Origin of the sequence: Kribbella sp. VKM Ac-2569 (genome assembly GCF_004216905.1) — a bacterium.
Classification (GTDB): domain Bacteria; phylum Actinomycetota; class Actinomycetes; order Propionibacteriales; family Kribbellaceae; genus Kribbella.
In genome coordinates, this window is sequence record NZ_SGXJ01000001.1 from 275,988 (window position 1) to 291,574 (window position 15,587).

General features: G+C 68.1%; 16 protein-coding genes. 4 read left to right on the top strand and 12 right to left on the bottom strand.

Annotated elements, in window-relative coordinates; genetic code table 11:
* Nucleotides 1–21: 21 nt before the first annotated feature.
* The 7 genes from EV649_RS01275 to EV649_RS01305 form a co-directional block, all read right to left on the bottom strand.
* Nucleotides 22–903, bottom strand: a complete 882-nt coding sequence (locus tag EV649_RS01275) for a trypsin-like serine protease (RefSeq protein ID WP_130379628.1) — start codon at nt 901–903, stop codon at nt 22–24.
* A 190-nt stretch (nt 904–1,093) separates the two neighbouring features.
* Nucleotides 1,094–1,492, bottom strand: a complete 399-nt coding sequence (locus EV649_RS01280; protein ID WP_241998069.1) for a PIN domain nuclease — start codon at nt 1,490–1,492, stop codon at nt 1,094–1,096.
* A 20-nt stretch (nt 1,493–1,512) separates the two neighbouring features.
* Complete coding sequence (locus EV649_RS01285; protein ID WP_130379632.1) at nt 1,513–1,767, bottom strand: DUF2191 domain-containing protein; 255 nt, start codon at nt 1,765–1,767, stop codon at nt 1,513–1,515.
* An 88-nt stretch (nt 1,768–1,855) separates the two neighbouring features.
* Nucleotides 1,856–3,004, bottom strand: coding sequence for a flavodoxin-dependent (E)-4-hydroxy-3-methylbut-2-enyl-diphosphate synthase (gene ispG / locus EV649_RS01290; protein ID WP_130379634.1), 1,149 nt, complete (start codon nt 3,002–3,004; stop codon nt 1,856–1,858).
* 6 nt (nt 3,005–3,010) lie between these two features.
* A complete protein-coding gene (locus EV649_RS01295; protein ID WP_130379636.1) occupies nt 3,011–4,318 on the bottom strand; it encodes a site-2 protease family protein in 1,308 nt (435 codons plus the stop codon).
* Nucleotides 4,315–5,526 carry a 1-deoxy-D-xylulose-5-phosphate reductoisomerase gene (dxr, locus tag EV649_RS01300; RefSeq protein WP_130379638.1) on the bottom strand — a complete coding sequence of 404 codons (1,212 nt, stop codon included), beginning with the start codon at nt 5,524–5,526 and terminating at the stop codon, nt 4,315–4,317. Before dxr ends, EV649_RS01295 begins: the two co-directional genes overlap by 4 nt.
* Before the next feature lie 17 nt (nt 5,527–5,543).
* Nucleotides 5,544–6,377, bottom strand: coding sequence for an FHA domain-containing protein (locus EV649_RS01305; protein ID WP_130379640.1), 834 nt, complete (start codon nt 6,375–6,377; stop codon nt 5,544–5,546).
* An 89-nt stretch (nt 6,378–6,466) separates the two neighbouring features.
* Here EV649_RS01305 and EV649_RS01310 point away from each other — a divergent pair, with 89 nt between their 5' ends.
* The 4 genes from EV649_RS01310 to EV649_RS01325 all read left to right on the top strand — a co-directional run bounded on the left by EV649_RS01310 (nt 6,467) and on the right by EV649_RS01325 (nt 9,962).
* Nucleotides 6,467–7,171 (top strand): type 1 glutamine amidotransferase, encoded by a 705-nt coding sequence (locus EV649_RS01310; RefSeq protein WP_130379642.1) that lies wholly within the window; start codon nt 6,467–6,469, stop codon nt 7,169–7,171.
* Between the two features lie 21 nt (nt 7,172–7,192).
* Nucleotides 7,193–7,768 carry a DUF1707 domain-containing protein gene (locus EV649_RS01315; protein WP_130379644.1) on the top strand — a complete coding sequence of 192 codons (576 nt, stop codon included), beginning with the start codon at nt 7,193–7,195 and terminating at the stop codon, nt 7,766–7,768.
* A gap of 46 nt (nt 7,769–7,814) precedes the next feature.
* Nucleotides 7,815–8,978 (top strand): acyl-CoA dehydrogenase family protein, encoded by a 1,164-nt coding sequence (locus EV649_RS01320; protein WP_130379646.1) that lies wholly within the window; start codon nt 7,815–7,817, stop codon nt 8,976–8,978.
* A 267-nt stretch (nt 8,979–9,245) separates the two neighbouring features.
* Nucleotides 9,246–9,962: a neutral zinc metallopeptidase gene (locus EV649_RS01325; RefSeq protein ID WP_130379648.1), complete on the top strand. Its 717-nt coding sequence runs from the start codon at nt 9,246–9,248 to the stop codon at nt 9,960–9,962.
* Here the strand turns inward: EV649_RS01325 and EV649_RS01330 are convergent.
* The 5 genes from EV649_RS01330 to EV649_RS01350 all read right to left on the bottom strand — a co-directional run bounded on the left by EV649_RS01330 (nt 9,959) and on the right by EV649_RS01350 (nt 14,446).
* Nucleotides 9,959–10,414, bottom strand: coding sequence for a GNAT family N-acetyltransferase (locus EV649_RS01330; protein ID WP_130379650.1), 456 nt, complete (start codon nt 10,412–10,414; stop codon nt 9,959–9,961). The two genes, EV649_RS01325 and EV649_RS01330, sit on opposite strands and share 4 nt — an antisense overlap.
* A gap of 35 nt (nt 10,415–10,449) precedes the next feature.
* Nucleotides 10,450–12,156, bottom strand: a complete 1,707-nt coding sequence (gene rny / locus EV649_RS01335; protein WP_130379652.1) for a ribonuclease Y — start codon at nt 12,154–12,156, stop codon at nt 10,450–10,452.
* Between the two features lie 746 nt (nt 12,157–12,902).
* Nucleotides 12,903–13,307, bottom strand: a complete 405-nt coding sequence (locus EV649_RS01340) for an antitoxin (RefSeq protein ID WP_130379654.1) — start codon at nt 13,305–13,307, stop codon at nt 12,903–12,905.
* Between the two features lie 231 nt (nt 13,308–13,538).
* A complete protein-coding gene (locus EV649_RS01345) occupies nt 13,539–13,928 on the bottom strand; it encodes an MmcQ/YjbR family DNA-binding protein (protein WP_130379656.1) in 390 nt (129 codons plus the stop codon).
* 23 nt (nt 13,929–13,951) lie between these two features.
* Entirely contained in the window at nt 13,952–14,446 is a 495-nt protein-coding gene (locus tag EV649_RS01350) for a regulatory protein RecX (protein WP_241997644.1), read from the bottom strand.
* Nucleotides 14,447–15,587 lie beyond the last annotated feature (1,141 nt).

Sequence of the window (15,587 nt, forward strand, 5' to 3'; positions counted from 1 at the left end):
GGGTGACCAGTCCTCCGGAGATCAGGGGAGCTTGACGTACGGCGCGAGGAAGGACCGTGCCGATTGGGTGTCGGTTCGATAGACGACGTTCGTCGCGTAGCAGGGGGTGTCGCCGGTGATGGTGGTTGCCGCGAGGACGCGTTTGCCGTTGAGGGTGACGAAGTTCGGGCCGCCTGAGTCGCCGTAGCAGGCGCCGCCGTTGCCCTGCGGCGCGGTCATGGCGAGCCGGACCCACGTCTTGTTCAGCGCGTCGAAGTCCACCGGCGCCTTCATCCGCACACCGCCGCCGGGATGCGTCTGGCCGCCCGGACCGTTGACTGCCTCTTGGGTGCCGTAGCCGACGACCAGCCAGGACGCGGCATCGAGCGCCCGGCTGCCCAGCTTGTCCAACTGACCCGCGCTCGGCAGCGTTGCCGGCGTGAAGCTCCAGACGTCGGCGGGATCGGTCGCGCGGTTCGCGAAGTCGATCACTCCGATGTCGTGCGCGTCGGCCGACGTCCCCGGGTACGCCGGGTCCTGGTGGGTGTCGCCCTCTACCGCGTGATGGTTCGTGACGAACGAGGCGGCGGTCTGCGCGGGGGTAAGGCCCTGCGCCGCGGCGTTGTCCAGGAGCGTCTGGACGTCCTGGTCGAGCGACACGTAGAACTTGGTTCCGGCCGGCCAGTCGTCGGTGCAGTGCGCCGCCGTCAGATAGGTGTCGCGGTCAACCATCGTGCCGCTGCACACCCAGTCGAACCGATCAGGTACGCCGTCACCGGTGTTGTCCCACAACGCCATGAACGCGCCGACCTCGGTCCGCTCCGGCGCCGGCGTCGCGTTGTAGGAGTTGATAGCCGCCGCCGGCACGGTGGACGCACACATCGCCGCACCGATCGCCAGCACGGTCAGGATCTTCTTGCGCATGGAACCTCCCAGAGGGCACGAAACAGCGGCACACTACGCCGCCGCCTGCCCCCGGGAGAAGCCCTGAAGACCCCACCGGCCCACGTCAGAGGGAACCCTCCGCAGCGCGGGACAAACCCTTCGCCCGGATCGGTCAGCTGACGCTAACGCAGGGCTCGCCGGACTCTCTCGCCCCCAGAGCCGGTCATCCTCAGAGCGATCCCTTCGGTACAACCCACTCGACGGGCTGCCCGGTCACCTTCGCAATCCGGTCGTAGTCCTCGTCGTAGTGCAACACCGTCAGCCCGGACAACTCCGCCGTCGCTGCAATGATGAGATCCGGCAGCTTGAAGCCTCGATGCTGACTCTTCGCGGCAAGTGCTCGGTGAACACCTAGAGCCCTGTCCATGACGTCGGTGGTCACGTCTTCCCAGCGCTGCCCCTGGAGGTCTGACCACATTCGCTCGTACGTTGCTGGATCAGGTGCATTGTTGAGACATTCGAGCAAGGTCATCTGGCACAGCGCCACGCGACCTTCGACCAGTAACGTGTCGAAGCGATGCTTGACCGAGGCGTGCCGGCCACGGAGTACGACAACCGACGTGTCCACCAAGTAGGCGGACCCAGCCATCATGCGGTGCGCGCCTCTCGCGCATCCTCCTCCAGTTTGCTCAGATCACGGCCGCCCCCATACCGCCAGGCGTCGGCCGACGCGCTGAGATCGAGTTCGACGGCGTCCAGCGTCGCGATGAGATCCTTTGCCCGCTTACGCCGAGCGAACTCGTGCAAGGCGGCGTTGATCGTCTCCACCTTGCTGTCGGTGCCCAACTCGGCGCGAGCGGCGTCCAGCCACTCGTCGTTCACGTCCACTGAGATGCGCGTCATATAACTAAAGATACACCGAACAAGGACGCCATGTGGTGCAGATTCTCGGTGCGGTCGTACACCAAGTTGAATGGCGAGTTGGTGCAATTCAGCTGACGCTGACGGTGGGCTCGCCGGGCTCTGTGGTCTCCATCGACTCGGCGATGCGCATCGCCTCTTCGATCAGGGTCTCGACGATGGCGGATTCCGGGACGGTCTTGATGACCTCGCCCTTGACGAAGATCTGGCCCTTGCCGTTGCCGGAGGCGACGCCGAGGTCGGCTTCGCGGGCCTCGCCGGGGCCGTTCACGACGCAGCCCATGACGGCGACGCGGAGCGGGACCTCCATGCCCTCGAGGCCGGCGGTGACCTGCTCGGCCAGGGTGTAGACGTCCACCTGGGCGCGGCCGCAGGACGGGCAGGAGACGATCTCGAGCTTGCGCTCGCGCAGGTTCAGCGACTGCAGGATCTGCAGGCCGACCTTGACCTCCTCTACCGGCGGCGCGGACAGCGAGACCCGGATCGTGTCGCCGATGCCCTTCGACAGCAGGGCGCCGAACGCGACCGACGACTTGATCGTGCCCTGGAACGCCGGCCCGGCTTCGGTGACCCCGAGGTGCAGCGGCCAGTCGCCGCGCTCGGCGAGCATCTCGTACGCCTGCACCATCACGACCGGGTCGTTGTGCTTGACCGAGATCTTGAAGTCGTGGAAGTCGTGCTCCTCGAACAGCGACGCCTCCCAGACGGCCGACTCGACGAGCGCCTCGGGCGTCGCCTTGCCGTACTTCTCCAGCAGCCGCTTGTCCAGCGAGCCCGCGTTCACGCCGATCCGCAGCGACGTACCGTGGTCCTTCGCGGCCTGCGCGATCTCCTTGACCTGGTCGTCGAACTTGCGGATGTTGCCCGGGTTCACCCGTACGGCGGCGCAGCCGGCCTCGATCGCCGCGAACACGTAGCCCGGCTGGAAGTGGATGTCGGCGATCACCGGGATCTGCGAGTGCTGCGCGATCTCCGCGAGCGCGTCGGCGTCCTCCTGCCGCGGGCACGCGACCCGGACGATGTCGCAGCCCGCCGCGGTCAGCTCGGCGATCTGCTGCAGCGTCGTGTTCACGTCGTGCGTCTTCGTCGTGGTCATCGACTGCACAGAGACCGGTGCGTCGCCGCCGACGAGCACCTTGCCGACCTTGATCTGGCGGGTCTTCCGACGCGGCGCGAGGGTCGGAGGCGGCAGCGCGGGCATGCCCAGGTTGATGCTCATGTTTCCTTATCCGTTGAACAGCTTGATGGGGTTCACGATGTCGGCGATGACGAGCAGCACACCCATCACCACGATCACACTGGCCGCGACGTACGCGATCGGGAGCAGCTTGGCCACGTCGACGTACCCGGGGTCCGGCCGGCCGAACAGCTTGGCGAGGCCGCGCCGGATGCCTTCCCAGATCGCGCCGATCATGTGACCGCCGTCGAGCGGCAGCAGCGGGATGAAGTTGAACAGGGCGAGGAACAGGTTCAGCGAGGCGAGCAGCAGGATCAGGGTGGCCGCCTTCGCGCCGACGTTCAGGTCGCTGGAGGCGATCTCGCCCGCGACCCGGCTGGCACCGACGACGCTCATCGGGCTGTCCTGGTCACGCTCGCCGCCGACGATCGACTTGGCGACGCCGACCAGCTTCTGCGGGAACTGGCCGAGGGCCTGGATGGTGCTGACCGTGTAGCCGCCCATCTTGTCCAGGGCGTAGCCGACGCTCTGCCGCTCGACCTTGCTCTCCGGCGAGACCCCGAGGAACCCGACCGACACGTACTTGTCCGACCCGGGCTTGTCCAGGACCTGGTTGACGATCGTGCTGGTGTGCAGGGTCACCTGCTGACCGTTGCGCTCGACAACGATCGTGGCGGCCTTGTCGGTGTTCGCCCGGATCAGCGGCGTCAGCTGGTCCCAGCTGTTGATCGTGGTGCCGTTGAACGCGACGATCTTGTCGCCGACCTGGAACCCGGCCTGCTTGGCCGGCGAGGGCTTGTCGCTGTCCAGGCACTTGCGGTCCGGCGACGCCTGGTCGGCCGGGATCACGCAGTCGGTCACCGTCGAGATGGTCGTCTGCGCGACGCTGTCGCCGTAGATCGTGAACAGCCCGGTGAAGAGCACGACCGCGATCAGCACGTTGACCAGCGGCCCGGACGCCATCACGATCAGCTTCTTCCACCACACCTTCTGGTAGAAGAGCCGGCCGTCGTCCTCGGGCGAGATCGTCTCGTACTCCGCCGTGCGCGCGTTCTCGACCATCGACTGGATCGGGCCGGTGTTGGCCTTGCGCACCTTGGTCGGGTCCTGGCCCTTGGCGGGCGGCATCATGCCGATGATCCGGACGAAACCGCCGGCCGGGATCGCCTTGATGCCGTACTCCGTCTCGCCGCGCTTCACCGACCAGATGGTCCGCCCGAAGCCGACGAAGAACTGTGTGACCTTCATCCCGAACGCCTTGGCCGGGAGCATGTGGCCCATCTCGTGCAGCGCGACCGAGATCAGCACCCCGGCAACGAAGAGCACGATGCCGAGAATGGTGAGAAGCACACTCATGCCTGCTGGATCTCCTGTACGCCGGTAATGTCACGGGCCCGCTGCCGGGCCCACGCGTCCGCCGCGAGCACGTCGTCGACGGACAGTTCCTCATATGAGGGTACGTCGTGTTCGGTCACCACCCGTGCCACCGTGTCGACGATCCCCACGAACGGCAGCCGGCCGTCCCGGAACGCCTGGACGCAGACCTCGTTGGCCGCGTTGAAGACAGCCGGAGCGGTCCCGCCCCGGGTCCCCGCCTCGCGGGCCAGCGCCACGGACGGGAACTCGGCGTCGTCGACCGGCTGGAACGTCCAGGTGCTCGCCTCGGCCCAGTTCCACGGCGGCGAAGCGTCCGGTATCCGGTCAGGCCAGCCCAGCGCGAGCGCGATCGGCACCGTCATCGTCGGTACGCCGACCTGCGCGATCGTGGAGCCGTCGAAGAACTCGACCATCGAGTGGATCGCCTGCTGCCGGTGGATGACCACGTCGATCCGGTCCATCGGGATCCCGAACAGCAGGTGCGCCTCGATCAGTTCGAGCCCCTTGTTGACGAGCGTGGCCGAGTTGATCGTGACGACCGGCCCCATCGCGAAGTTCGGGTGGTCCAGGGCCTGCTCGACGGTCACGTTCTCCAGCTCGCTCCGCGGCCGGCCGAGGAACGGGCCGCCACTCGCGGTCAGGAGCAGTTTGCGGACCTCGTCCGGCGTACCGCCGCGCAGGCACTGGGCGATCGCGCTGTGCTCGGAGTCGACCGCGACGATCTGCCCCGGTTTCGCGCGCCGGGTGACGATCGGGCCGCCGATCACCAGCGACTCCTTGTTGGCCAGCGCCAGCGTGTTCCCGGCGTCCAGCGCGGCCAGCGTCGCGTGCAGACCGACCGACCCGTTGATGCCGTTGAGTACTACGTCACACGGCATCGCCGCGAGCTCGCTGGAGGCGTCCGGTCCGGTGACGATCTTCGGGATCCGGAACTCGCCCTGCGCGTACCCCTTCCGCTGCGCCTCGGCGTAGAACGCCAGCTGCAGGTCCTGCGCGACCGTGGCCTTGGCCACCGCCACGACCTCGACCTCGAACTCGAGCGCCTGCTCCGCGAGCAGGGCGACGTTGTCGCCGCCTGCGGACAGGGCCAGGACGTGGAAGCGGTCCCGGTTCCGTCCGATCAGCTCGAGCGCCTGAGTACCGATCGAGCCGGTGGAGCCGAGGATGACGACGCTACGCGGGTTCACGGCGCCATTGTTCCAGGTCAGGCGAGCAATAGCCGGAACGGGAGCGCTCCGAGCCGGATCTCGTCGCCGTGGGTGACCATCGCGGTCTCGATCGGCACGCCGTTCACCAGTGTCCCGTTGGTCGACCCCAGGTCCCGCAGCTCGTAGCTGGTCGCGTCGATCCGCAGCAGTTCCGCGTGGTGGCGGCTGACCTCCTGACGGTCGAGGATCAGGTCACAGTCCGGTGCGCGGCCGATACGGGCCAGGTCGAGCAGCGGCACGACGTCACCGTCCAGCCCGACCAGTGCGGGCTGCGGTCCGGTTTCCAGGGCGGCTGCGATCTCCGTCACGCCCGCGGTCCGGATCGACAGCGAGACGATCAGGTCGTCGCCCTTGTCCACGTGCAGGTTGTGCTGAGCGCCGTACCCCTGCAGCAGGTCGCCGTACTCGTCGATGACGACGGCGGAGACGTGGTAGTACCCCGGCGGCAGCTGTGCGTACGCCGCGGCGCCGAGGGACGTGGTCAGTACTACGGCGTCGTACTCGCGGTGACTGACGTCGGTGATCGTGATGAGGACCGGGCTGTTGGCACTGAGATGTGCCTCGGCGCCGGTGTCACCCGGGGTGAACTCGACAGTGATCATCGGGGCGGGCCGGAACTCGTCCAGCCCGACCAGGCGGCCCACGGCGGGCACCGTGCCGGTCGGAATGGACAGCGGTACGTACTGACCGTGTGACCGCACCAGTACGTCGAGCTGCGGTCGCGGCCACCCGTTGCGGCGGGCGAGCAGGTACGCGCTGACCATGCCCTTGCTGAAGATGAAGGCCACATCTCCGACAACAGCCCGCACGAATCCGCTGACAGGTTCCATCGACACCCCCAGTGCATCAGTATCCCGGAATCGCCACTCCGGTACGGCGGTGCGCTGCGTGTCATGGTGTGCCGCCGTACCGTTGCCCAGTGACCCCACTGCCAACTTCTGTGCTCATCATCGAGAACGATCGCGACAGCGGACCTGGCCGGCTGCTCGACTGGCTGGACGAGCGTGGGCTCTCGCCGATCGTCGTACGGGCCTGGGACGGTGAGCCCATACCCGGGAGCGTGGACGGTCATGCGGCGCTCATCATGCTCGGCGGCGGCATGCTGCCGGACGAGGACGAGCGGTCGCCGTGGCTGCCGGCGGAGCGTTCGCTGCTGCAGGACGCGCACGGACGGGTGCCGGTGCTCGGGATCTGCCTGGGTGCGCAGTTGCTGGCGCACACGTTCGGCGGTGAGGTGCAGGGGAAGTACGGGCAGCCGGAGAAGGGTGTGACCTCGCTGACCGTGCTGCCGGCCGGTGCGGACGACGTACTGCTGGCTGGGCTGCCGTCGACGGTGCGGGCTGTGGAGAGTCACCAGGACCAGATCACGCGGCTGCCGGAGGATGCGGTGCTGCTGATGTCCAGTGCGCGCTGCACGAACCAGATGCTGCGCATCGGGCAGAGCTGGGGTGTGCAGTTTCATCCGGAGGTTGAGGCAGAGCGGGTACGGCGCTGGCAGCCGGCGCGACTGCGGTCGCTCGGGTTCGACCCGGACGCCGTGGTGGCGGACGCGGAACGGTACGCCGTCGAACTGGAGAAGACGTGGTCGACGGTGGTTGGCCGGTTCCTGTCTCTCGTCGGCTGATGCGGCGCTACCTTATGGGGCATGAGTCTGGAGCAGCCGCCGCCCAACCGCCGGGCATCCGACAACGACCGTGAGCATGCCGCCGCCGTGGTCCAGGAGGCGCACACCGACGGGCGGCTGGACTTCGAGGAACTGGACGAGCGGCTGACCCAGATCTACTCGGCCAAGACCCAGCTCGAGCTCCGCAACGCGACCGCGGACCTGGTACCGGTCGCCCACGGCAGCTCTCAGGAACTCACGCTCCGGGCCCGGCACAGCGCGCAGAAACGCGAGGGCGCGTGGGTCGTACCGGAGCGACTGACCGCGATCGCGGAACACTCCTCGGTCAAGCTCGACTTCACCGACGCCGTCGTGCACTGGTCCGACATCCACGTCGACGCCCAGGCCATCCACAGCTCGGTGGTGATGGTCATCCCCGAAGGCTGGAGCGTCGACATCGACCAGGTCGAGGCCAACCACAGCAGCGCCAAGAACAAGGCCGTAGCCCCGCGCCCCGGCGGAGTCCGCCTCCACGTCACCGGCAAGGCCCACCACGCCAGCGTCGTAGTCCGCCACCCCCGCAAACGCCACTGGTGGTGGCCCTGGTACCGCAAGTGATCCATACCTCCTCCGCAGCCGGCCGGATTGCCGTTAGCGTTCGGGCATGAGCGCTTCGTTGGATCTGGTGGATGTCGACTCCTTGCTGACGTCGGACGAGGTTGATGTTCGGGGGGCTGCGCGGCGGTTTGCGGACGAGCGGTTGCGGCCGTCCTTGCCGGAGTGGTTCGAGGCCGGAGTGATTCCGGCGCGGGAGCTGGCGAAGGAGCTCGGGGCGCTCGGGTTCCTCGGGATGCACCTGACCGGGTACGGGTGCGCCGGGCTCGGGCCGGTCGCGTACGGGCTGGCCTGCCTCGAGATCGAGGCGGCTGACTCGGGCATGCGGTCGCTGGTGTCGGTGCAGGGCTCACTGGCCATGTACGCGATCTGGAAGTACGGCAGCGAGGAGCAGAAGGCCGAGTGGCTCCCCCGGATGTCCGCGGGTGAGGCGATCGGCTGCTTCGGGTTGACCGAACCGGACTTCGGCTCGAATCCGGGCGGCATGCGCACCAACGCGCGCAGTGATGGCGCTGACTGGGTTCTGAACGGCTCCAAGATGTGGATCACCAACGGTTCGATCGCCGACGTCGCGGTGGTCTGGGCCCGGACCGACGACGGTGTCCGCGGCTTCGTCGTACCGACGTCGACGCCCGGTTTCTCGGCGCCGGAGATCAAACAGAAGATGTCGCTGCGCGCATCCGTCACGTCCGAGCTGGTGCTGGACGACGTACGGCTGCCGGCGTCCGCGATGCTGCCCGAGGCGCGTGGCCTGTCCGGCCCGCTCGGCTGCCTGAACGAGGCCCGGTTCGGCATCATCTTCGGTGCGATGGGCGCCGCGCGGGACTGCCTGGAGACCGCGATCGCGTACGCCGGCGAGCGGATCGTGTTCGACAAGCCGCTGACGGCGTACCAGCTGACGCAGGCGAAACTGGCCGACATGGCGGTCGAGCTGAACAAGGGCATCCTGCTCGCCGTCCACCTCGGCCGGTTGAAGGAGAAGGGCACGCTGCGGCCCGAGCAGGTGTCGGTCGGCAAGCTGAACAACGTCCGCGAGGCGATCGCGATCGCACGCGAGTGCCGGACGATCCTCGCGGCGAACGGCATCAGCAGCGAGTACCCGATCATGCGGCACGCCAACAACCTCGAGTCCGTGCTCACGTACGAGGGGACCTCCGAGGTCCACCAGCTCGTCATCGGTCAGGCGCTGACCGGGCAGTCCGCGTTCCGCTGACGGGTATTTCCGCTCGGCCCGTGCGGAGCTAGGCTGCCGCGGGTGAATGCGCGGGCTGGGTTGGTCACTGCTGTCGTCGTCGTACTTGCGACCGTCGGGATAGTCGTCGTACGGCAGGTGGGCGGTAGTGATGACTTGCCGACCGCTGGTGGGACGCTGGCGGTGCTTACTCCTAGTGCGACTCCAAGTGCGACTCCTTCACCTACGCCTGAGCCTTCGACGCCTAGCCCGACTCGGACTACTCCGACTGTCGACTCTGTCGCTCAGATGCTCGCGGAGAAGCAGCGGATCGTCGCTCAGAACCCGCTCTACCGCGTCGGCCGGCTGCCCGCCTCGCGCTGCAGGGAACCGTCGGTCCGGCCGACCTCGGTGGCGAACGTGCGCAAGTACTACACCGAGTACATCCGCTGCCTGGACAAGGTGTGGAAGCCGGTGGTCGAGAAAGCCGGCTTCACGTTCCAGCCGCCGCGGCTGGACGTCTTCACGGGCAAGACCCGCACCCTGTGCGACGTCCAGGACTCCGCCGCGTACTGCGGCAGCGGCACGATCTCGATGAACGCCACGTTCGACATCGACAACTACCGCAAGTACAACAAGCTCTGGGCACGTACGACGATGGCTCACCTGGTCGCCCACGAGTACGGCCACCACATTCAGCGCCTGATCGGCATCAGCGACGCCTCCGCAACGCGGACGAGCTACCTGAACGGCGCGGACGCCTCGCTGCTGGAGAGCCGGCGCATCGAACTCCAGGCGTCCTGTCTCAGCGGTGTCTACCTGGGCGCAGACCGCAGCTACTTCCCCGTCGCCGGATCATGGCGGCAGCGGTGGCTCTGGACCATCAGCCACCGTGGCGACGAGTGGGGCACGCAACGCGACCACGGCAGCAGCAAGAGCCACAGCCGCTGGACCCGCCGCGGGTTCGACGCAGGCACGCCGTCCGCGTGCAACACGTTCACCGCGTCGGCCGCCAGCGTCGCCTAGAAGGTCTTGATCAAGTACTCGCAAGGATCGTTGTGCGTCCGTACGACGCTTCCGTCGGCCGCTTGCTCGGTCCAGTAGTCCAGCAAGTGCGGACCGGACCACGGCTCGTACCCGAGCCGCTCGTACAGAGCCCGAGCCGGATCGTTGTCGAGTCCAACGGCGAGCCCGATCGCCGACCGGTTCCACTCCCCCGCCGCGATCGCCTCGGCGGCGCGAATGATCGCCGTACCGATGCCGTGCCGCCGGACGTACGCCTGCAGGGCGTTGATCTCGGCCGGATCCGCGTCAGCGCGAAGTTCGTCGTACTTCGAACGCCGGAGCAGGATCGTCTGACCCACGATCTCCCCGTCGCGCTCCGCGATCAGGTAGACGCCATCATCGGACTGTTGGGTGTCCCAACGAGCCCGGATGTGGTGCTGGGCGGCCGGTTCTCCCGCCAGCGCGCTGATCATCCGATCGACGTCGGCTCGAGTAGCGGGCCTGATGACTATTTCGCGACTTCCGTCGCCCGGGACTCCCGTACGACGGTCACGCGGATCTGACCGGGATATGTGAGCTCCTCCTCGACCTGCTTCGCGATATCGCGGGCCATCACCTGCGCCGCGATGTCGTCGACCGCGTCCGGCAGCACCATCACGCGGATCTCCCGGCCGGCCTGCATCGCGAAGACCTTCTCCACACCCTCGTGGTGCATCGCGATCTCCTCGAGCCGTTCGAGCCGCTGCACGTACGCCTCCAGCGACTCGCGCCGCGCACCCGGCCGGCCGCCGCTCACCGCGTCCGCCGCCTGCGTCAGCACCGCCTCGACGGTGCGGACCTCGACCTCGTTGTGGTGCGCCTCGATGCAGTGCACGACGTCGTCGTTCTCGCCGTACTTCCGCGCCAGCTCCGCACCGACGATCGCGTGGCTGCCCTCGGATTCGTGCGTGAGTGCCTTCCCGATGTCGTGCAGGAACGCACCGCGCTTGCACAGTTTCGGATCCAGCCCGAGCTCGGCCGCCATCATCCCGGCGATGTGCGCCGACTCGATCAGATGCTTCAGCACGTTCTGCCCGTACGACGTCCGGTAGCGCAGCAGCCCCATCGTCCGGACCAGCTCCGGATGCAGCTCGGTGATCCCGACGTCGGCCATCGCGTCCTCGGCCGCCCGCTCGCACAGCTCGGCGACCTCGCCCTTGCTGCGCTCGTAGATCTCCTCGATCCGGCTCGGGTGGATCCGGCCGTCGAGCACCAGCGAATCGAGGGTCAGCCGCGCGGTCTCCCGCCGTACCGGATCGAAGCAGGACAACAGCACCGCTTCCGGGGTGTCGTCGATGATCAGGTTCACGCCGGTGGTCTGCTCGAACGACCGGATGTTGCGGCCCTCGCGCCCGATGATCCGGCCCTTCATGTCGTCGCTCGGCAGGTGTACGACGGACACAACCGACTCGCTCGTCTGCTCGGAAGCGAGCCGCTGCACCGCGCCGGTGATGATCTTGCGCGCCTTCGTCTCACCCTCGTCGAGGGCCTGCCGCTCGATGTCGCGAACGATGGTGTGCGCGTGCCGCTTCGCCTCGTCCTCGATCGCCGCGACCAGCTCGGCCTTCGCCTGCTCGGTCGTCAGGTTCGCGACGCCTTCGAGAATCCGGCGGCGTTCGTCCTCGAGGTCCTTGATCTCCTGCTTGCGTTGATCCAGCACCGCCAGCTGCGCGGTCAGCTCGGTGTGGCGCTCCTCGATCCCGCGGTGCTGCTCGTCGATCCGCTCCTCGCGTTCGGTCAGCCGGTGGTCGCGGCGTTCCATCTCCAGCCGCTGCTCCCGCAGGTCGTCGCGGATCGACTGCGCCTCCGCCTCGGCCTCCCGGCGTACGTCGGACGCCCGCTGCTCGGCATCCCGCCGTACCTCGGACGCCCGGTCCTCCGCGGCGCGGCGGATCTCCTCGGCGCGCTGCTCAGCCGCCTCGGCACGGGTCCGCAGTACGGCGGCGTCCTCCTCGGCCTGCCGACGTACCAGCTCCGCCGCGGACTTGGCGGTGGCGGTCAGCTGCACGGCCTCGAGTTGAGCAGCCTCGAGCTGCGCGTTCTCGAGCTGGGCGGCCTCCTGTTGGGAGGTCGAGATGCCCACGGCCTTCCGGCGGGAGAGGGTGAGGCCGATCCAAGCCAGTAGTCCGGCGATCAGCAATCCGATCAGGGCCAGGCCAACGGACATCGCGGTCATCGGCGTCTCCCCTCTCCTTCGAGTCCCACGCGGGGGACTGTGGCCATCGGTCGAAGGGATCAGCCAGCCGGCCGTTCGTTCGGTAAGGCGTCACCGGGGTACGGCGGTGCCGGCGCCACCTCTGCTGAGGCGGTACCGGTGCTGCCATTCCGGCTGTGCCGACGGTGCTGCTGCGCACTCGCTGCTGATGTGCTGCCCAGCGTGCTCGCGGTCCGCGAACCCCCGTCCGCCGACTGCAGGGACGCCGCATCCGCGGCCGCCCAGCGTTGCTTGCTCACCGTGCGTCGCCGGTTGAACCCTCGGAGACCACGATGGCCCCGCTCGTGTCCTGTCTGGCTGCTGCCGTTCAGGTATTACGTGCGGTGCCGTCTATCCGACAGCGTCTGCACGACGCCGTCGTCCTTCCTTCAGCTCGGTCGAGCGTGGTTGCGTTTTCCCGGCCGGTCGGTAGTTTCGCCAACCCGCCGTTCCTCATATCCGCCACCGTCCCGGTGGATTCATCCCTTCCTGATGCCGAGGCTAGGCGCGCCCCACCACCCGGTCAAGACGGACACTCATCGACGCCACCGCCGATCCTCACAAGACCACCCATCAACGTGGTCTACTCCAGATCGGAAGCCGGTCGTAGAGCAGGCGCTGGCCCGCGGACCGCCCCACTGACCTAGCCAACGCACCCCAGCCGTGCCAGATCAGCTCGACCACACCAGCTACCGCGGTCGAGCTGACCGTTCCGTGTAGCTGCGGGGCTAGCTGCGCGTGCTGCTGCCCTGGGACCCGGCCGCACCCTCCGACGCGCCGGCCGCCGACTCACCCGGCGCTTCGGATGTGCCTGCCGAGGCTCCCGTGGCGGATTCAGGAGGCGTCTCGGCGGACTCGGCCGCGGTGGGCTCGGACGGGGCTGCCTGAGTGGGCTCGGGCGTCGTCGCGGGTGCGGATTCTGTGCCTGCCGAGCTCGGGGCCTCTTCGGAGCCGTGCTTGTCGACGAAGCCGCCGACCTTCTGCTGGACTGCGTCGACCTTCTCCGCGTACTTCCCGCCGGTCTGCTTGTCGATCAGGTCGCCTGCCTTCTCAACGCCGGCCTTGATCTTGTCCGGGTTCTGCTTGACGACATTCCGGAGCCAGTTCTTCGCCTGTTCCTGGAAATCGTTCATTGCACCCTCCGCGGTGTCTGGGGCGGATCGACGGAAAATCCCAGCCTACGGACCGGAGCAAATACCGGCCCTACCTCGGATAACACACCGTCACGGCGCACCCGTCAACGCCCCTCGCCGCAGCCCACCCCCCGAACCCACGTCACCGTCCGTAACACCAGCCCCGCTGAGACCCCAATCAGCAGCCCACACGCGCCCTCCGGGCTCCGGGGTGGTGACTTGGATCGCGGGCTATTTCCCGAGGTGCGCCTTGGCAACGTCCGCCGGTGCGTGCACCAACCACGCGTCGAGCAACGCTTCCTCCAGGACGGTCTCAGACACCTCGTCCAGCTGAACCAGCACCGCGGCGTACCCGTTGAAATGCGGAATCGTGAAGAACCCGTCCCCCGCCCGCGACTGCAGCACGGCTTCTTTCTCCGCAAGATCCTCAACCACCAGCGCGACGATCGGCCCACCCGGCGGCGTCTCGTCCCCGAACCGCCTCAAATCCGCCTTACTGAACGGCCGCTCCCACGCGTACGCCTTCCCCCCGACCTTCCACGTCCGCATCCCGTGGCGAGTCGCCTCCTCGGTCCCCGGCAGCCCCGAGACCACCCGCTCCACATCACCCAAGCTCGTCACCCCACCGACGCTACCGCCCGGAACTACTCGGGTTCGAGACCGGAGGAGTCGAGGAGCGGGAACTCGTCATGGGCGGCGTCGAGTTCCTGTTTGATGATGGTCATCGCGAGACCGCCCGGGTATCCCTTGCGCGCAAGCATTCCGAGCAGCCGCCGAATCGCCACCTGCCGCTCCAGCGAACGCATCGACCGCAACTTCCGCCGTACCAGCTCGCGAGCCTTCTCCTCTTCCTGCTCAGGTTGCAGCTCCTCGAGCGCATCCCGCGCCAGTTCATCGTCCACCCCGCGCCGCCGAAGCTCCTGCGCCAGCGCCCGCTTCCCCAGCCCACGCCCGCGATGCCGCGACTCCACCCACGCATTCGCGAACGCGGCGTCATCGATCAACCCGACGTCGGTAAACCGATCCAGCACCGCATCGGCCACCTCATCCGGAATGTCCCGCTCCGCCAACACATCGGCCAACTCGGCCCGAGTCCGCGGCTGCCCCGTCAACTTGTCCAGCAGAATCGTCCGAGCCACCGAGTACGGATCCGCCTCTACCCCGTCGAGCTCCGGATCCCCCGTCCCCTGAGGCTCATCCCCAACAGGCCGCTTCCCCCGCCGCCCAAATCCCCCACCAACCCGCCGCCGCGCACTCCCCCGCCCACCCCGAGCCGACCCACCCCCAACACCAGCAGAGCCCGCACCACCGAGCCGGGTGCCCTTATCTGCGCTCGCCGGTCCGACCGCTCCGCGCCGGCTCTCCCGCCTGGTCTCCATACCGGCTGATGGCGCGTCGTCTGTCGCACTGGCCGGCGCCGCACTTGACGGGCCTGCGAACGACTGTGCGGACGCCTCTTCGGGTGGTGCGCCGGCTGCTGCATCAGCAGATGTACTACCGGCCTCAGCCTCGCGGCTCCCAACCGGGAGGCGACCAGGTGAGTCGGTCTGGGATTCGTATGTCTCGTCCGCGGCGCTCGTTGGTGGAGGCGCAGCGACTGGGTCTGACCACGGGTCGAAGGCGTCGGCTGTGTCGAAAGCGGCGCGCGAGACCGACGTCGTCGAGCCAACAGACGGCGTGGGCGTCGGGCTGGCCTCAGGGGTGGGACCGTTCGAGGTATTGCGACTCTCGCCGTCGCCGGGCGCTGCCGGGGCATCGTCTGCGAAGGCCTGGGCTTCGGCCCGGCGCTCGGCGGCCTGGGTCTCGAAGGCCTGGACGGTTCGCTTGTCCTCGTCACCCCAAGGGTCGACGGTGCCGGCGGTTCGCCTGATCGAGCTGGTACGTCGCGCTGTACTCCGCTCCGACTCCCCGCTGTCCAGGAAGTCGTCGGGGTCCTCCCACGGGTCGGCAGCGCTCGCTCCACGACCTCGAGTACGACGACTGCCTCGCCTCGAACCAGCCGAGGAGTCGTCGCTGTCACCAGACGCACCACCTGGACGAACGTCGCCCGACGAGGACGCTGACCGCGACGCATCACGCTCCCCGGACACCTGCCGAGCCGACGTAAGCCGGTACGACGTGCGCTCGGTGGCAGCCGGCTCTGTGGTGGAAGGCCCGGTGGTGGTCGCGGACGCGGTCGCCCCTTTGGCCAGGAGTTTGCGGGCCAGAGCGAGGCGTTCGTCGTGGGGTAGAGACAGCGCCGCGGGGGCAGCGTCGTCGGCAGCTGATGGCTGCCGGGGG